At 48.2% G+C, this 15,539-nt stretch carries 11 protein-coding genes; 6 read left to right on the top strand and 5 right to left on the bottom strand.

The features are described from left to right. Positions 1-153 precede the first annotated feature (153 nt). The 3 genes from ACO08K_RS16835 (at position 154) to ACO08K_RS16845 (ending at position 4,343) form a co-directional block, all read left to right on the top strand. Positions 154-549: a DUF5684 domain-containing protein gene (locus ACO08K_RS16835; RefSeq protein WP_421797574.1), complete on the top strand. Its 396-nt coding sequence runs from the start codon at positions 154-156 to the stop codon at positions 547-549. A gap of 259 nt (positions 550-808) precedes the next feature. Beyond that, positions 809-3,079, top strand: coding sequence for an aconitate hydratase (locus ACO08K_RS16840; protein WP_421797575.1), 2,271 nt, complete (start codon positions 809-811; stop codon positions 3,077-3,079). Positions 3,080-3,176: 97 nt separating this feature from the next. Further along, positions 3,177-4,343: a lactonase family protein gene (locus ACO08K_RS16845; RefSeq protein WP_421797576.1), complete on the top strand. Its 1,167-nt coding sequence runs from the start codon at positions 3,177-3,179 to the stop codon at positions 4,341-4,343. Positions 4,344-4,430: 87 nt separating this feature from the next. On the opposite strand, the gene ACO08K_RS16850 is transcribed toward ACO08K_RS16845, so the two are convergent. From ACO08K_RS16850 to ACO08K_RS16860, 3 genes are all read right to left on the bottom strand, one after another. Next, complete coding sequence (locus ACO08K_RS16850; RefSeq protein ID WP_421797577.1) at positions 4,431-5,756, bottom strand: Gfo/Idh/MocA family protein; 1,326 nt, start codon at positions 5,754-5,756, stop codon at positions 4,431-4,433. Between the two features lie 72 nt (positions 5,757-5,828). Next, complete coding sequence (locus tag ACO08K_RS16855) at positions 5,829-6,797, bottom strand: polyprenyl synthetase family protein (protein WP_421797578.1); 969 nt, start codon at positions 6,795-6,797, stop codon at positions 5,829-5,831. Between the two features lie 165 nt (positions 6,798-6,962). Further along, positions 6,963-8,234 carry an FAD-dependent oxidoreductase gene (locus ACO08K_RS16860; protein ID WP_421797579.1) on the bottom strand — a complete coding sequence of 424 codons (1,272 nt, stop codon included), beginning with the start codon at positions 8,232-8,234 and terminating at the stop codon, positions 6,963-6,965. A gap of 299 nt (positions 8,235-8,533) precedes the next feature. Here ACO08K_RS16860 and glgX point away from each other — a divergent pair, with 299 nt between their 5' ends. The 3 genes from glgX (at position 8,534) to ACO08K_RS16875 (ending at position 12,249) form a co-directional block, all read left to right on the top strand. Beyond that, positions 8,534-10,639, top strand: coding sequence for a glycogen debranching protein GlgX (glgX, locus tag ACO08K_RS16865; RefSeq protein ID WP_421797580.1), 2,106 nt, complete (start codon positions 8,534-8,536; stop codon positions 10,637-10,639). A gap of 101 nt (positions 10,640-10,740) precedes the next feature. Continuing rightward, entirely contained in the window at positions 10,741-11,640 is a 900-nt protein-coding gene (locus tag ACO08K_RS16870; protein ID WP_421797581.1) for a lysophospholipid acyltransferase family protein, read from the top strand. 39 nt (positions 11,641-11,679) lie between these two features. Next, positions 11,680-12,249: a CAP domain-containing protein gene (locus ACO08K_RS16875; RefSeq protein WP_421797582.1), complete on the top strand. Its 570-nt coding sequence runs from the start codon at positions 11,680-11,682 to the stop codon at positions 12,247-12,249. Positions 12,250-12,346: 97 nt separating this feature from the next. Here the strand turns inward: ACO08K_RS16875 and ACO08K_RS16880 are convergent, their stop codons facing one another. After that, on the bottom strand, positions 12,347-12,928 hold the full coding sequence (locus ACO08K_RS16880; RefSeq protein ID WP_421797583.1) for a hypothetical protein: 582 nt from the start codon (positions 12,926-12,928) through the stop codon (positions 12,347-12,349). A gap of 42 nt (positions 12,929-12,970) precedes the next feature. Continuing rightward, on the bottom strand, positions 12,971-15,448 hold the full coding sequence (locus ACO08K_RS16885; RefSeq protein ID WP_421797584.1) for a T9SS type A sorting domain-containing protein: 2,478 nt from the start codon (positions 15,446-15,448) through the stop codon (positions 12,971-12,973). Positions 15,449-15,539 lie beyond the last annotated feature (91 nt).

The raw sequence follows: 15,539 nt of genomic DNA on the forward strand, positions 1-15,539 counted from the left end.
TGATTTATGGCACGTTATAAGGAACTAAAAACACATTAGATAAGTTTGTATAAAAATTGACGAAATAAAGGAGGTAGCAGAAAATCCATTAGAGTATGCACGGGTAAAGCCTTAACCCGAATTAAATCTAGGCACTTAAAACCCTCAACTGCTATGGCATTTATTGGAATCTTATTCGTACTCGGAGTGGTAGTATTACTGATTGCGAGTATGTGGAAACTGTATGAAATGGCTGGTAAGCCTGGCTGGGCATCCATTGTTCCCATTTACAACCAACTGACCCTGTTGGAAATTGTTGGCAAACCTTGGTGGTGGATACTGTTGATGATTATCCCCTATGTAGGCATGATCTGGGGTATCTGGGCATTGAACCTGTTTGTGAAAAGTTTTGGGAAAAGTGAAGGTTATACCATTGGTTGTCTTCTTTTGCCCTTTATTTTCCTACCAATGTTGGCTTTTAGCAAGGACACCCAATTTATTGGGCTGAATGGTGCACCTGCAGCTGCCCGCGTTGACTCTAACGATGACTTACTGGATGATCCAATTTAATTTTTGCTGAATAAACTTTTGAATCTTTTTCTTAGAGGTAGTATGGCTGGCGAAATCGCAATGGCTGTACTACCTCTTTCTTTTTAAAGGCCGAACAAAATCCTGCAAAAACGTGTATATAATTGGGCTGAACCATCAAAGATTCGGAGAAAATTGTACTTTTGCACCGCCCTTAGGGAGGGAAATGAAATAAAGTTACGTTTCCCTTCTTTACCAAAGATTACTTTTGTTTCACTACCATAAAAACTCATCAGCAGCCATGCCATTTGATCTCGACATGCTGAAGGCTCATTATGAGTCGCTTCCCGCAAGAGTAAATGCGGCTAAGCAAGCGTTGGGACGTCCCCTGACGCTCACCGAAAAAATACTCTACGCCCACTTACACGCCGATTCTCCGTTGCAGAGTTATGCCCGTGGCAAGGATTACGTTTTCTTTGCTCCAGACCGGGTAGCCATGCAGGATGCAACGGCACAAATGGCTTTGTTGCAGTTTATGATGTGTGGCCGCAGCAAAACAGCTGTACCCAGTACTGTACACTGTGATCACTTGATCTTGGCCAAAGATGGCGCAAATACCGACCTCAAAACGGCAGTTGACGTCAACTCCGAAGTATACGACTTCCTCTCCGGCGTATCCAACAAATACGGCATTGGTTTCTGGAAACCAGGTGCGGGGATCATTCACCAAACTGTACTCGAAAACTACGCATTCCCAGGCGGGATGATGATCGGTACCGACTCTCACACGCCTAATGCAGGTGGTTTGGGCATGTTGGCCATCGGTGTAGGTGGTGCCGATGCGGTAGACGTGATGGTAGGTATGCCTTGGGAGCTCAAGATGCCCAAGCAAATCGGTGTGAAACTGACCGGCAAACTGAGCGGGTGGGCTTCTCCTAAAGATGTAATCCTGAAAGTAGCCGGTATCCTGACTGTAAAAGGTGGTACGGGTGCAATCGTGGAATATTTTGGCGAAGGCGCACAGTCGATGTCTTGTACGGGTAAAGGTACCATCTGCAACATGGGCGCAGAAATTGGTGCAACCACTTCTACCTTTGGCTACGACGAATCCATGGCTCGTTACTTCCGCGCTACCGAGCGTGATGATGTAGCCGATTTGTGTGATTCAGTAAAAGAATACCTGACTGGCGACGCTGAGTGCTACGCCAATCCTGAAAAATACTTCGATCAGGTGATCGAAATTGACTTGAATACCCTGGAGCCACACGTCAACGGCCCTTACACTCCAGATTTGGCCTGGCCAATTTCTGAGTTTGCGAAAGCGGTAAGAGACAATGGCTATCCACAAAAATTGGAAGTAGGTTTGATTGGCTCTTGTACCAACTCTTCTTACGAGGATTTGGACCGTGCTGCTTCAGTGGCGCGGCAGGCAAAAGCCAAAAAACTGGTGGCCAAAGCAGAATTCACCATCACTCCGGGTTCGGAACAAATCCGTTACACCGTTAACCGCGATGGTCAATTGGCTACTTTTGAAGAAATTGGCGGGGTAGTAATGGCCAACGCTTGTGGTCCTTGTATCGGTCAATGGTCGCGCCATACCGATGATCCAACCCGTGCCAACTCGATCATCACTTCCTTCAACCGCAACTTCTCTAAGCGCAACGATGGTAACCCACAAACCCGTTCTTTTGTGGCTTCACCAGAAATCGTAACTGCATTTGCCATTGCGGGCGACCTGACTTTTAACCCACTGACCGATACCTTGATCAACGAGGATGGTGTAGCTGTAAAACTTGATCCACCAAGTGGAGCAGAATTGCCAGCTAAAGGTTTTGCGGTAGAGGATGCTGGCTACCAGGCCCCTGCTGCTGATTCCAGCCAGGTGGTGATTAGTGTATCGCCTACTTCCAGCCGTTTGCAATTGCTCACTCCATTTAAGCCAATCACCAATGATCAGGTAAAAGGGATGCGCATTTTGATCAAGGCCAAAGGGAAGTGTACCACTGACCACATTTCGATGGCTGGTCCTTGGTTGGAGTTCCGCGGACACTTGCAGAACATCTCTAAAAATACCTTCATCAGTGCCATAAACTACTTCAACGGCGAAACCAATAAGGTGTTGAACCTGGTGACCAATGAATACCATGCGGTACCTGATTCCGGTTTGGCTTACCGCGACGCTGGCGTTAGCACGGTGGTATTCGGGGAAGAAAACTACGGTGAAGGTTCTTCTCGCGAGCACGCGGCGATGCAGCCTCGCTTCCTGGGTGTGAAAGCGGTAGTGGTTAAATCTTTCGCACGTATCCACGAAACCAACCTGAAAAAGCAGGGCATGCTGGCACTGACTTTCGCTAATCCAGAAGATTACGAAAAAATCCGCCAGGATGATTCCATCGATATCGAAGGCTTCGAAACCATGGCACCCGGAAAATCCATCACCATGGTTCTGAACCACTCGGATGGTACTTCTGAAAGCATCGAACTGCTGCATACCTACAACGAGCAACAAATCGACTGGTTGCGCGCAGGTTCAGCCTTGAATAAAATTCGTCAGGAAATGGGCGTGGCGTAAGCACTCATTCCATCTAAGCGAATATATAGGGAAAGCCTCTCAGGAAACTGGGGGGCTTTTCCATTTTAATTCTATCTTTCTGCAAACAAATAAAAACATGCAGTACTTAAAACTTTGCACATTCCTGCTGGCGCTGGGCGTTTTGCTAGGTTGTGAATCTGGAAGCAAAACGACACAAAACAGCAACACCAAAGCCGCCAAAACCTACGCCGCGTTCATTGGCACCTATTCCAAAAAGGAAGGGCACGTGGATGGCAAGGGTGAAGGCATTTATTTGTACCAATTGGATAGTGCTACGGGCTATCTGGACAAAATTGGCGTGCAGGATGGCATCGTCAATCCTTCTTTTTTGACCCTCAGTGCCAATGGCAAATACTTGTATGCCGTGGAAGAAATTGGTTCCGATGTAGATGAAGCAGGCAGGGTAGTGGCTTATCGCCGGGCTGATGATCACCTCGAAAAAATCAACCAACAACCCACCTTTGCCTTTGCGCCTTGCCACGTCAGTACGGATAGCAAAAGCCGTTACGTATTTGTTGCCAACTATGTAGGAGTGATCGCCGTGTATCCCGTTGCGGCAAATGGTGGGCTCGAAGCGGCTACTTTTCACGAAGCATACCAGGGTAAGGGGCCGCATTCCCGGCAAGATGCCCCACATCCGCACAGTGTCAACCTCTCGCCTGATGAGCAATATTTGTATGTGCCAGACCTGGGCACTGACAACATCTACACTTATAAAATCAATTACGATACGCCCCAAAAGCCGTTGACCAAAATCGGAGCGACCAAGGTGCATCCGACCAGCGGGCCTCGCCATTTTACCTTCCACCCCACCTTGCCCAAAGCCTACGTGGTCAACGAACTCAGCTGCACCGTAACCTTAATGAATTGGGATAAAAACACGGGTAAACTGGATACGGTGCAAAGCATCAGCACCCTACCCGCCGATTTTAAAGGCGATAATACCTGTTCCGATTTGCACATCACGTCCAACGGCCAGTTTTTATACGCCGCCAATCGTGGGCACAACAGCATCGTGGGATACCGCATCGACCCCAATACTGGCGCGCTCAGCTTGATTGGTCACGCCTCCACCCAGGGTGAAGTACCCCGCAACTTTGCCATTTCGCCCGACGCTCGCTTCTTATACGCCGCCAACCAGAACTCCGACAACATTGTTATTCTGAGCATCGGCAAGGATGGTGAGCTTAAATACCGGAAGGAAGAGAAGGTGTTTACGCCGGTGTGTGTACAGTTCCAGTAGTGATGAATGATAAGTGATGAACGATGAATTGTAAAACCGCAAATGGTGAACAATTCATCGTTCATCACTTATCATTCATCATTAAAATTAAAGTTTCATCTCCCAGCCCTTCTCATACTCCCTTCCCCACAGCTTCATGGCCGTTTTGTTTTTGAGGATGTGGCCATTGCTGGAGTCGCAGTTCAGGACGCCGCCATTGCGCAGGGCGATATTGCCAAGTTGGGGTAGGAGGGTTGACTTGTGGCCTTCGATGATGGGGCAATTGAGCTTTTCTTTACCCCGGATGCTTTCGACAAAATTATTGAGGTGCAGGCTGTCCAGCAGTTCTCCCATGCCCATGGTATTGGTGCGTTGGGCCTCTTGCAGTTCAGTTTTAACGTCTTTGATCAGTTTGTTCTCCAGGTCGTATACCTTGTAGTCGTCGCCGCCGGGAATGGTCATGGTACCTTTGTCGCCATAAAAAATGACGCCACGGCCGACCCCTTCGCTGTTGAAACCATTACAACTCCGCCCCTCCCAGGTGATGGAAGTGTTGTTGGCAAATTCGAAGGTGATGGTTTGGGTATCGGGTGTTTCCCAGTCGTCTTTGTAGGCAAAACGGCCACCAGCAGAAACCACTTTTACCGGATAATCCAGGCCCATGCCCCAGCGCATCACGTCCAGCTCATGGGTGCCGTTGTTGAGCGCTTCACCAGTACCCCAGTGCCAAAACCAGTGCCAGTTGTAATGCACAAGGTTGTCCTGGTATTCGCGGCGTGGTGCCGGGCCTTGCCAAAGCTCAAAATCCAGATGAGCAGGTGCTGCTACTTTTTTGCCAACACCAATCGGCTTGCGGTTGTTGGCATACCAACCCCGGGCGAAGTAAGGCCGTCCGATGATGCCGTCCTTCAAGGCTTTCATGGCCTCCTGTACCTTGGGGAAGGAGCGGCGTTGGCTGCCCATTTGGGCGAGTTTGCCGTATTTGGCCATGGCTTGCACCAGGATTTCACCTTCTGCGGGGTTGTGGGAACAAGGTTTCTCTACGTACACGTGTTTGCCCGCCTGGAGCGCCATCAAGGCTGCTGGCGCGTGCCAATGGTCGGGAGCTGCGATAAAAATGGCATCAAGGTCTTTTTCCTCCAGCATTTTGCGCACATCTTTGTACCCCTTTGGTTTCTTTCCGCTGACTTTTTCAATCTCAGCGATGGTTTTTTCCAATACCTTTTCGTCAACATCACAAACGAAACCCACTTCCACGTTGGGCATTTTGGCAAACATACGCGCCAGAAAGAAACCCCGGCTGTTGGTGCCAACGGCACCGATAACGACTTTTTCATTGGGTGAAAAGCCCTTGAAGGGAAACAATTCGGGGGCGAGCAGGATCCCCGCTCCGGCTAGAGCCGTATTTTTCATAAAATCGCGACGCTTGGACATGGCTTTTTGGATTTGATGTAGGAAAAAATTAAACCCATTCTATTTCCAGAAAATAAGCACTTCATTTTTCAGCTACTTCTTCCGCTCGGTCACAAAAATCACCAACTCCCTCAATGCCGTTCTTGACTCTGATTCCGGGAAACCATCCAGAATCTCAAAAGCCTCCTGGCGAAATTTCAGCATCACCTGCTCTGTGTATTGAATGCCGCCGCTTTGGCGGACAAAATCGATCACTTCTTTAACTTTTTCCGGGTTTTCGCTGTGGCGACGCACCAGGCCAATGATGTGGCGACGGGTATTGGCATCTGTCTGATTGAGCGCATAGATGAGGGGCAGCGTCATCTTTTTTTCCTTGATGTCGATGCCGAGGGGTTTGCCGACGTCGTCGGTGCCAAAGTCGAAGAGGTCATCTTTGATTTGGAAGGCCAGGCCAATTTTTTCCCCAAAAATACGCATCCGTTCGATGGCGTCGTCGTCGGTAGTGGTAGAAGCGGCACCAGCTTCGCAGGCAGAAGAAATCAGCGAGGCGGTTTTTTGGCGAATGATTTCGTAGTAAATTTCTTCCTTGATGTCGAGGCGGCGGGCTTTTTCAATTTGCAGCAATTCGCCTTCACTCATGGCTTTAACGGCATTGGATACGATTTCCAATACCCTGAATTGTTGGTTGCGGACAGCGAGCAAGAGGCCCTGGGAAAGCAAAAAATCGCCAACCAACACTGCAATTTTATTTTTCCAAAGGGCATTTACGGAAAAAAAGCCCCGGCGTTCCATCGAGTCATCTACCACATCGTCGTGCACGAGGGTGGCAGTGTGCAGTAGTTCGATCAAAGAAGCTGCTACGAAGGTCGGCTCGCCGATTTCGCCACAAATCTTGGCCGCCAAAAAGACAAACATCGGACGTACCTGCTTGCCTTTGCGCCGCACGATATAATAAGTGATCTTGTCCAGCAGCGGAACTGAGCTGCGCATGGATTGTTTGAAGTGTTGCTCAAACTTGGTGAGTTCCTGATCGATTGGCTTCTTGATGGTATCCAGCGACATATCCCAAAGTACGGAAGATAAAGTACTGGGATAAAGGTAAACAAAAGCTGGAAGAGTGCAAGGATATAGATAAAAAGACCTGCCTGCTCCAAAAGATGAATAGCACTTGAACCCCACTGTGGGAAATTCAAGTGCTATCGCAAGAATGAATTAATGATATCATTTTTAAGCCTTACCCTTCAACATCAAGTTCCAGTACATAAAGGGCAGGCCGTATTTTTTCAGAATCCACATGGCAAACAGCTCTTTGGAAGTATCAAAAAACCTGGTGATCATGGGATCACTCGCCCGTTTGTTGTCGTAGTCAAACTCTGCCAATACCATTTTGCCATACCCAGTCACAATCGGACAGGAAGAATACCCATGGTAATCGGGCTGCATCGCTGCACCATCATGACGGATGACGTGCATCAGGTTTTCGACCAAAACTGGTGCCTGTTTGCGCACCGCGGCGCCCGTTTTGGCGGTAGGCAAGCCTGCGGCATCACCCAAAGCAAATACATTGGCATACACATTGTGCTGCAAAGTGTATTGATTTACGTTGATCCAGCCTTTTTGTGGCCCATCCGCTGCTGCAATTTTGGAGCGTTGGATAAAATCAGGAGCTGATTGAGGGGGAGCCAGGTGCAACATATCAAACTCGATCTCCACTTCCGCTTCTGCAACTACTTTTTCCCGTAAAGGCCGGTGCTGGTAGTACAATACGTCTGGTTCGTCCTGATGGGCCATGATTTTGAAGGTTGCCTTGTGGTTAGGGCCGTCTACTTTGGTCAGTGCATGGAAAAAGCGCAGTTGTATATCCTTGCGTTTGACCACCTCCATAATGGTACTTTTGAATGGCTCTGTGCCGAAAATAACACTGCCGGGAGTGATAAAGGTGATGTCGGTTTTATCACGCTTCTTGGTACGACGGAAGTAATCGTCGGCCAGGTACATAATTTTTTGGGGCGCGCCGCCACATTTGATTGCAGTAGCTGGCGATACGAAAAGAGCCGTACCACCTTGAAAGTTTTGTAATACTTCCCAGGTGTAGTTCGGGTTGACATAGTTGCTACAAACGTTGTTTTTATTGATGGTTTCGGCTAGGCCCTCCACTGCATTGAGGTTCATCTGGATGCCAGGGCAAGCCACCAGGTAGTCGTAAGTTACAATACTGCCGTCCTGCAATGTCACTTTATTGGCATCGGGATCAAGTTCCTGTACCCCTTGTTGGATCCAGGTTGCGCCGGATGGAATCACCGACGCCATGTCGCGTTCGGTTGCTTTATAGTTGTAGGTGCCAGCCCCAACGAGGGTCCAGGCGGCCTGATAATAGTGTTTTTGAGCTGGGTCGATCAGTGCAATGTCCAGTTTGCGGTCTTTCCGCAAAAGTTGCGCAGCCACGGTAACTCCTGCTGTTCCGGCACCGATGATGACGATTTGATGATGCTTTTCCATAAAGCCAATGTGTTGTATAGTGGGGCAAAAATAAATGTTCATTTTTTGGAGCCATAGGATTAGATAAGACACTTGAAATGAAACGTTTACTCATCTAATCCTATGGCAAAATGAACAATTTATTTTTTTATCGCCCCTGTGTGCGTGAATGAAGTGCTTCTTGCGTTTGTAGTATAAAATTACCCCTAATGAAAAGCCCAATCCGTGACCTCGGTCACACAAGCTGAAAATAACTTAGTAAAGAGGCAGCTAAGATCCCGGTAAAGACTGTACTTTTACGCTCGCAAATAAGACCACTCATGCAAGTCCTACCCGGCAAAAGTTACCCTTTGGGTGCTACTGTACATCCTGAAGGTGTTAATTTTAGCTTGTACGCTCGAAATGCGACAGCAGTGGAACTTCTGCTGTTTGATGCAAAGGATCATCACCGACCGAAGCAAATCATTACCCTTTCGCCCAAGTTCAACAAAACTTTTTACTACTGGCATTGCTTTGTCCCTGGCCTTGAGCATGGGCAAGTGTATGCTTATCGGGTATACGGACCATACAATCCCGAAATTGGGATGCGTTTTGATAGCCAAAAAGTATTGCTCGACCCCTATGCTCTGGCGGTGGTCACCGATACCTGGGATCGGGAAAAAGCCCGCCACGCTGGTGACAATTGTGCAACTGCCCTAAAAGGAGTTGTGGTGGACCCTTACCTCTACGATTGGGAAGACGATACGCCGCCCAATCACACGTTTGAGCGGACGATTATTTACGAATTGCACGTGGGTGGATTTACCAAAGATCCTTCTTCGGGTTTGCCTACTGAAATGCGGGGCACCTATCGGGGCTTGATTGAAAAAATCCCGTATTTGCAATCATTAGGGATCACTGCAGTTGAACTTTTGCCCATCCAACAGTTTGATTTGTATGATGCGCCCGCAGGACGACTCAATTATTGGGGCTACAGTCCAATCTCATTTTTTGCCCCCCACAACGGCTACGCGGTTGGTCAAGACCCACTGGGTGCGCTGGACGAGTTTCGGGATATGGTCAAAGCGCTGCACAAAGCGGGCATCGAAGTGATTCTGGATGTGGTGTTCAACCATACCGCCGAGGGTGATGAAAATGGCCCCACTTTTTCCTTGAAAGGCCTGGGCAATCGCACCTATTACATGTTGTCTGACGATAAAAAGCACTACAAAAATTTCAGCGGTACTGGTAATACCATCAATGGCAATCACTCCGTGGTGCGGCGGATGATCCGGCACTGCTTGCGTTACTGGGCGGGTGTGATGCGGGTAGATGGGTTTCGTTTTGACCTGGCTTCCGTATTAAGTCGCGATAGTGATGGTCGGCCTATGGCCAATCCCCCTCTTTTGTGGGAAATAGAATCCGATCCGGTTTTGGCCTCCAGCAAGCTCATTGCCGAGGCGTGGGATGTGGAATTGTATCAGGTCGGCAATTTTGTGGGTGACCGTTGGGCAGAATGGAACGGAAAATTTCGCGACCGGGTCCGGTCTTTTATCAAGGGAGATCCTGGTTATGCTGAGGCTACTGTGCAATGCTTGTCGGCCAGTCCTGATCTGTTCCGCACCGAGGAGCGCAACCCCAACCGCAGCATCAATTTCACCACCTGTCACGATGGTTTTACCCTGAATGACCTGGTGAGTTACAATCAGAAACACAATCTGGCCAACGGTGAGGGCAACCGGGATGGACACAACGACAACCGCAGCTGGAACTGTGGAGAGGAAGGCCCCACTGACAATCCGGAGATAAACGCCCTGCGTTTGCGGCAAATCAAAAACTGCTTTGCTATCCTCCTCCTGGCTCAGGGAACCCCCATGATCCTGATGGGGGATGAAGTGCGGCGCAGCCAAGGCGGCAACAACAACGCTTACTGCCAGGACAATCCAACCAGCTGGTTTGACTGGACTCAGGTAGAAAAAGAAGCCGATCTCTTGCGTTTTGTAAAAGAGATGATCCAGATCAACATGAGTTCGCCTTATTTTCAGGAGTCCCACTTCCTTAACAGTCACCATACCACCGTACGTTGGCATGGGACCATGCCTGGGGAACCCGATTGGGGTGAAGATTCGCGCAGTTTGGCTTTCTCTCTACACAATCCGGATTACGAGGAAGAAATTTATGTAATCCTGAATGCTTATTGGGAGCCGCTGGATTTTGAATTGCCGCCACCTTCCAGCCCCCAAAGTAAGGGCTGGTACCGTTTGGTGGATACCGCTTTGCAGAGCCCGGAGGACATCAACAGTATCCCTCCAAAAAAACCTTTGAGTAAAAGCATTTACGAAGTGGCAGCACGTTCGGTATTGGTGTTGCAGTCCAAGGGTGCTTTTGCCCCAGTCAATTCCTTTGGGCAAGAATTGACTTATGACCGCTTGGTGAGGGATGAATGAGCAATTAAACCTATTTTTGCCTCAAGCTTATTTAAGTTTTTTTGGCTTGTTTATAACCCGAACAAAAAAATTAAATAAGCGCTCAAAAATACCACGAACACATGAGTCGGATTTTATACTATTTGGTTCTGTTGCCCTTGTCCAAACTGCCCTTGGCGGTGCTTTATCGGCTTTCCGATTTTTTGTATCTTTTTTTATACCGTGGCATGGGCTACCGTAAAAAAGTAGTGTTGAGCAATTTGCGCAATTCATTCCCCAATAAAAGTGCCAATGAAATTAAGGGCATGGCTGACGAATTTTACCGTTTCTTTTTTGATTTGATGGTTGAAACCATTCGTTTGTTCTCCATGCCAAAAGCCGAATTGTTGGAACGCTGCATTGTGAACGACATCGATGTGTTTGATCGTTTTGCCCAAAACGGCCAACAGGTCATCATTGCAGGTGGGCATTATTGCAATTGGGAATTGGCTGCAATGTCCATTTGTTATCAAATTCCTCATACGGGAGTGGCCATTTACCACCCATTGAAGAATAAATTTTTGAACGATAAACTGCAGAAATCCCGTAGTCGCTTTGGTATGGAAATGGTGCCTACTAGGGATGTAAAAAACTTTTATGCTGAAAATCATCAGCGTACTATTGCTACCATTTTTGGAACGGATCAAGCACCTTCCAATGAGCGTAATGCCTACTGGACGATGTTTTTAAGCCAGGAAACTCCAATATTTTGGGGTACAGAGCGGTATGCAAAGCAGTACAATTGTCCAGTTATCTTCCTCAAGGTTACTCGGCTAAAACGTGGGTATTTGAAGGTGAATGCGGAACTGGTTTGTACCGACTCACAAACCATGCCTGAAGGGGAAATCACTGAGGCGCATACTCGGATTCTGGAAAAGATCATCCTGGAACGGCCAGAATACTGGCTATGGACACACCGTCGTTGGAAACGTACCCGCCCGGATGATGTGCCGCTACATGGGCTTCAACAAGCGGATAATTAATCGCCTGTATTTATCGTTTTAGCTTGCAAAAAAATCCCTATGCAAAGTCTCTTGCTCTATGTTGTGGTGGCACTGACCCTGGTGTTTGTTACCCCTGAAAAAACCCAACCGGAGGTCTGCCTCTCTGCCGAAGAATTCAAAATTTACGAGCAACTCAATGCTTACCGCAAGCTGTACAAACTGCCTAAAATTCCCCTCTCTGCTTCTATGACCATTGTAGCTCAGGCCCATGCTAAAGACTTGCAGGACAACCAACCCGTCAAAGGCAATTGCAACCTGCACAGTTGGTCGGACAAAGGGGAGTGGACGGCTTGCTGCTATACCAACGATCACGCTCAGGCCAAATGTATGTGGGACAAACCCCGGGAACTGAGCAAGTACAAGGGCGATGGTTTTGAAATTTCTTACTGGCAGAGCGATGGTGCAAATGCAAACGCAGCCATAGCAGGTTGGAAAAAAAGTACGCCCCACAACAACATGATGATCAACCGCGACATTTGGAAAAAACTAAGCTGGAATGCCTGTGGGGTTGGTTTGTATGGAAACTACGCTGTGGTGTGGTTTGGGCGCGAAGTTGACCCGGCCGGTGAGGCTAAAAAATGCCAGTAAAAGTTGAGAAGTTGAGGCAACTGCAAGCAACTTTGACAAAACAGGGGCCGCTCTTTTGCTAAGAACAGCCCCTGCATAAAATCAGGGATTAACACAATCAGGGACAACCCGATCCATCCACATCACCTTTGATGAAATAAACAAGTTGCAGTCCCCAAAGGCTGGTACTGAAATTTGGGATAATGTTATGGGAATATATTTTGCCATTGCCTTGCAATAGGGTCGCATGTCGAATTCCAGAGAGTGCACCCCCTTTGCCTTGCAGTGCGCGCATGACCAGCACTATGTCAAAGGTGGTTACTCCAAAAGACTGGTTCATATCAGCGGCGCTTAAAGCAAGGCCTTCAAGCTGGCGAATACCAAGAATGTGATGATTCATTTTGACCATATCCAGCACCGAAACAGCACGAAAGGTATCGATGGTTGGCAAACTGTTTTTGAGACTCAGCTGATAGGTACGACCCGTTGGAACATTTCGGAAAGTAAAAAAACCAGAGGAATCTACTGCTTGTTCCAAGGTTTGGCCATTTAGTGTATCGGTCAAAACCACGGTTTGGCCTGAAACTGGCCAAAAATTGAAACATTGCAGGCTTCCGCTAATGATTCTACTGGAATCCACCTGTGCAGATACAGTACTCAATAGGGAAAAAGAGATGATAAAGCTCAATATTGTTTTCATAATACCTTATGCTAAATGTTGATTAAAATAATGTGTGGTGCCTCAACGAGCCACCAACACTTTTTTCATAACCACGCCGCTTTCAGCGACCACTTTCAGGAGGTAAATCCCGTTGGGAATACCAGCCAGGCTCAGGCTGCGTTGAGGCACCAAAACGCCACTCAGCGCTTTTCCATCTATCTGCAAAAGCTGCACGCTGCGCAAGGGTAAATCACCATAGTCGAGAAACAATTGATCACGAGCAGGTTGGGGATATACCCGAATACGTGCATCCAGGTACGGATCATAAACCGAGGTGCTAAGTCCTTTTTTAGCCGTTGGCGTACTGGGCAAAGGCGTCACCGGGATGATTTGATCAGCGTTATTGATCAATCGAACATTCTCGATGCCCAACTGAATTTTAGGGTTTTCTTCCTCCCGCAGGTTCAAAATGACATCCTCGATGGTTATTTTTACTTTGCCGATGCGGCCATAACCACTTACGTTGCGGCCATCTGTACGGGTTAAAGCAACATCAATGCGGCCTTCAACAGGGTTGTTGCGCTGAAAGGCAATCAGGTTTTGTCCCAGAGTGCCCAGCCAGGAGCTTTCTGCGCTAAAACTCAGTTCGGTTTCCTGCACTTGGGCAGGGTCGTAACTGACGCTGAAAGCAAGCCCATAAACGTTTTCAGCCACTTTATCTGCTGTACCCAATTCGAGTGGGAACCATTGCCCTGGGCCGCTCAGTACTGTGTCTGCGTCGATGAATAAGGACGCACCACTACCGCGAATTTCGGGTTGATACAACTTGGGCAAACCATCGCCGTGCTCGCGCTGCCAGTTGCGGGCCAGGGCAGTGGTATCCGCTGCGTCGATCTGGCCATTGCCGTCGGCGTCCACAAAAGCGAGGTCAATATTGGTGTTGATGAGGGTAGTCCCCCATTTCTGGGTATTGTGGCGCTCCCAGGTGATTTGGGCATTGGGGCGGGCAGTTCCACGGGTACCATACGCGAGGCCCAGTGGTAAGAGGTCGAATTGATCTACAACTCCGTTGCCATCAGCGTCGCCAGGCCAGATGCTTGGCGCAGTAATGACTGCTCCACCGTAGGTCAGGAAGGGAATGAGGTTTTGTTGGGCATCCACTGCTAAAGGAGGTAAGGTGCCGGGACCAAAGGTTATTTGAGTAGAATCGCCACTGAATTTGGGCGTGAAACAAACCTCAAACAAGGTCTCTCCTGAAAAAGCGATTGCACTTGGACTGAACACTTTTACAAATCGCAATTCTCCATTGGTCACATTGCCTAATCCAAGGGTGTTGATGTCAATGATGTTGGGCATGGTGTAATTGATCCTTTGGAAGCTAAGCGCCTGAGGGTCCCAACGCAGCCCAAATTGTAGGCCATACAATTGTTTAAAATTGTCTGCAATAACCGGAGTACAAAAAACCTCACCAGTGCTGGCTATCGTGCTTTGCACAAGCAGACGGGGTTTGAAGGGATCAGGATATACAATGGTGTCCTGCGGAATGGTGTCCTGCGGTACCGGATAGCAGTTGGTGGCGCTCAAGCCGAACAATGAACCGATGCAGCCATTGGAATCCGTAACGGTTAAGCTATACAGGCTGTCTTTGGCCATGCGGATGGAGCTGGAGTTGACGCTGGTTTGTTTAAACCCATTGCTCCACTGAAAGACATATCCACCGGGCACATCTATACTACTTACGATAATGGTGGCGCTTTGTTTGCTGCTGTCGTCACAAACGACCCTGGAGTAAAGATAGATTGCTCCAGAGCCAGGAGCGTTGACGGACACCGCTACCAAAGCGGGAATGGTATCCCGATTCTGGTCGCTTACCCACAACTGATAGTCACCCGGAAGGGCACTACTGATGTTCGCTGTTTGAAAAGTCATGCCTTTGCCCGTCCAAAAATATCGGTAAGGCGGCACACCTCCACTTACACTTACGCTTGCACTAGCCAATGAATCCTTGCAGCTATTCATAGCCGAACAAATTTGGGTAAAGCGCAATGGGTTTGGAGCAGAATGGCTTTTTAAATTGAGCTTAAGGCCAATCAAACCTGTGATTGCTTGGGATCGATTGTTCCGGTATACTACTTCACTAGGTACAGGAGCATTGCTAAAACTTACGGTAGTGGTTGCTGCAGTTTTGTTTTTCACTACAAAGAGTAAGGAATACAAACGGGCGCCGTCGGGAAGATAAAAGCTGTCCAACCGAGTCCAGGAAAGGCTCAGTAGCCCCTTACTGATGTTTGGTGAGCCAAAGCTGAAATTGCTTTTTTTCAATTCGGGAAGGCCAAAGTTGCGCACATCCAGCAATTGCAACACACTGGTGTCCCACTGGGTAGTGTATTGCAGCCCAATCGTGTTTGCATAGTTGCGCACTCTGACGTCCAGCAACACAGTATCATTGCTGCTGGTATCGGTTCGGGTCAGGTAAATGTTCAGACAATCGGCGCTTTGGGCACTCAATTGTACGGCGAACAAAACCAGGAAGGTGAATAATGCATAAAAACGTTGCATGAGATCTTTCTTTTGTTGGGACAAAGTTAGGGGCAAAGTGTTTGGCGGTAAAGGACAAAAAAATGAAATTATAGCACAAAAAAATAGTAAT

This window comes from Haliscomenobacter sp. (assembly GCF_965225875.1).
GTDB lineage: Bacteria > Bacteroidota > Bacteroidia > Chitinophagales > Saprospiraceae > Haliscomenobacter.

What these genes read in the sequence shown, in the direction of transcription:
- ACO08K_RS16835 (WP_421797574.1), top strand. Translation starts at nt 154, where the DNA reads ATGGCATTTATTGGAATCTTATTCGTACTCGGAGTGGTAGTATTACTG.
- ACO08K_RS16840 (WP_421797575.1), top strand. Translation starts at nt 809, where the DNA reads ATGCCATTTGATCTCGACATGCTGAAGGCTCATTATGAGTCGCTTCCC.
- ACO08K_RS16845 (WP_421797576.1), top strand. Translation starts at nt 3,177, where the DNA reads ATGCAGTACTTAAAACTTTGCACATTCCTGCTGGCGCTGGGCGTTTTG.
- ACO08K_RS16850 (WP_421797577.1), bottom strand. Translation starts at nt 5,756, where the DNA reads ATGTCCAAGCGTCGCGATTTTATGAAAAATACGGCTCTAGCCGGAGCG.
- ACO08K_RS16855 (WP_421797578.1), bottom strand. Translation starts at nt 6,797, where the DNA reads ATGTCGCTGGATACCATCAAGAAGCCAATCGATCAGGAACTCACCAAG.
- ACO08K_RS16860 (WP_421797579.1), bottom strand. Translation starts at nt 8,234, where the DNA reads ATGGAAAAGCATCATCAAATCGTCATCATCGGTGCCGGAACAGCAGGA.
- glgX (WP_421797580.1), top strand. Translation starts at nt 8,534, where the DNA reads ATGCAAGTCCTACCCGGCAAAAGTTACCCTTTGGGTGCTACTGTACAT.
- ACO08K_RS16870 (WP_421797581.1), top strand. Translation starts at nt 10,741, where the DNA reads ATGAGTCGGATTTTATACTATTTGGTTCTGTTGCCCTTGTCCAAACTG.
- ACO08K_RS16875 (WP_421797582.1), top strand. Translation starts at nt 11,680, where the DNA reads ATGCAAAGTCTCTTGCTCTATGTTGTGGTGGCACTGACCCTGGTGTTT.
- ACO08K_RS16880 (WP_421797583.1), bottom strand. Translation starts at nt 12,928, where the DNA reads ATGAAAACAATATTGAGCTTTATCATCTCTTTTTCCCTATTGAGTACT.
- ACO08K_RS16885 (WP_421797584.1), bottom strand. Translation starts at nt 15,448, where the DNA reads ATGCAACGTTTTTATGCATTATTCACCTTCCTGGTTTTGTTCGCCGTA.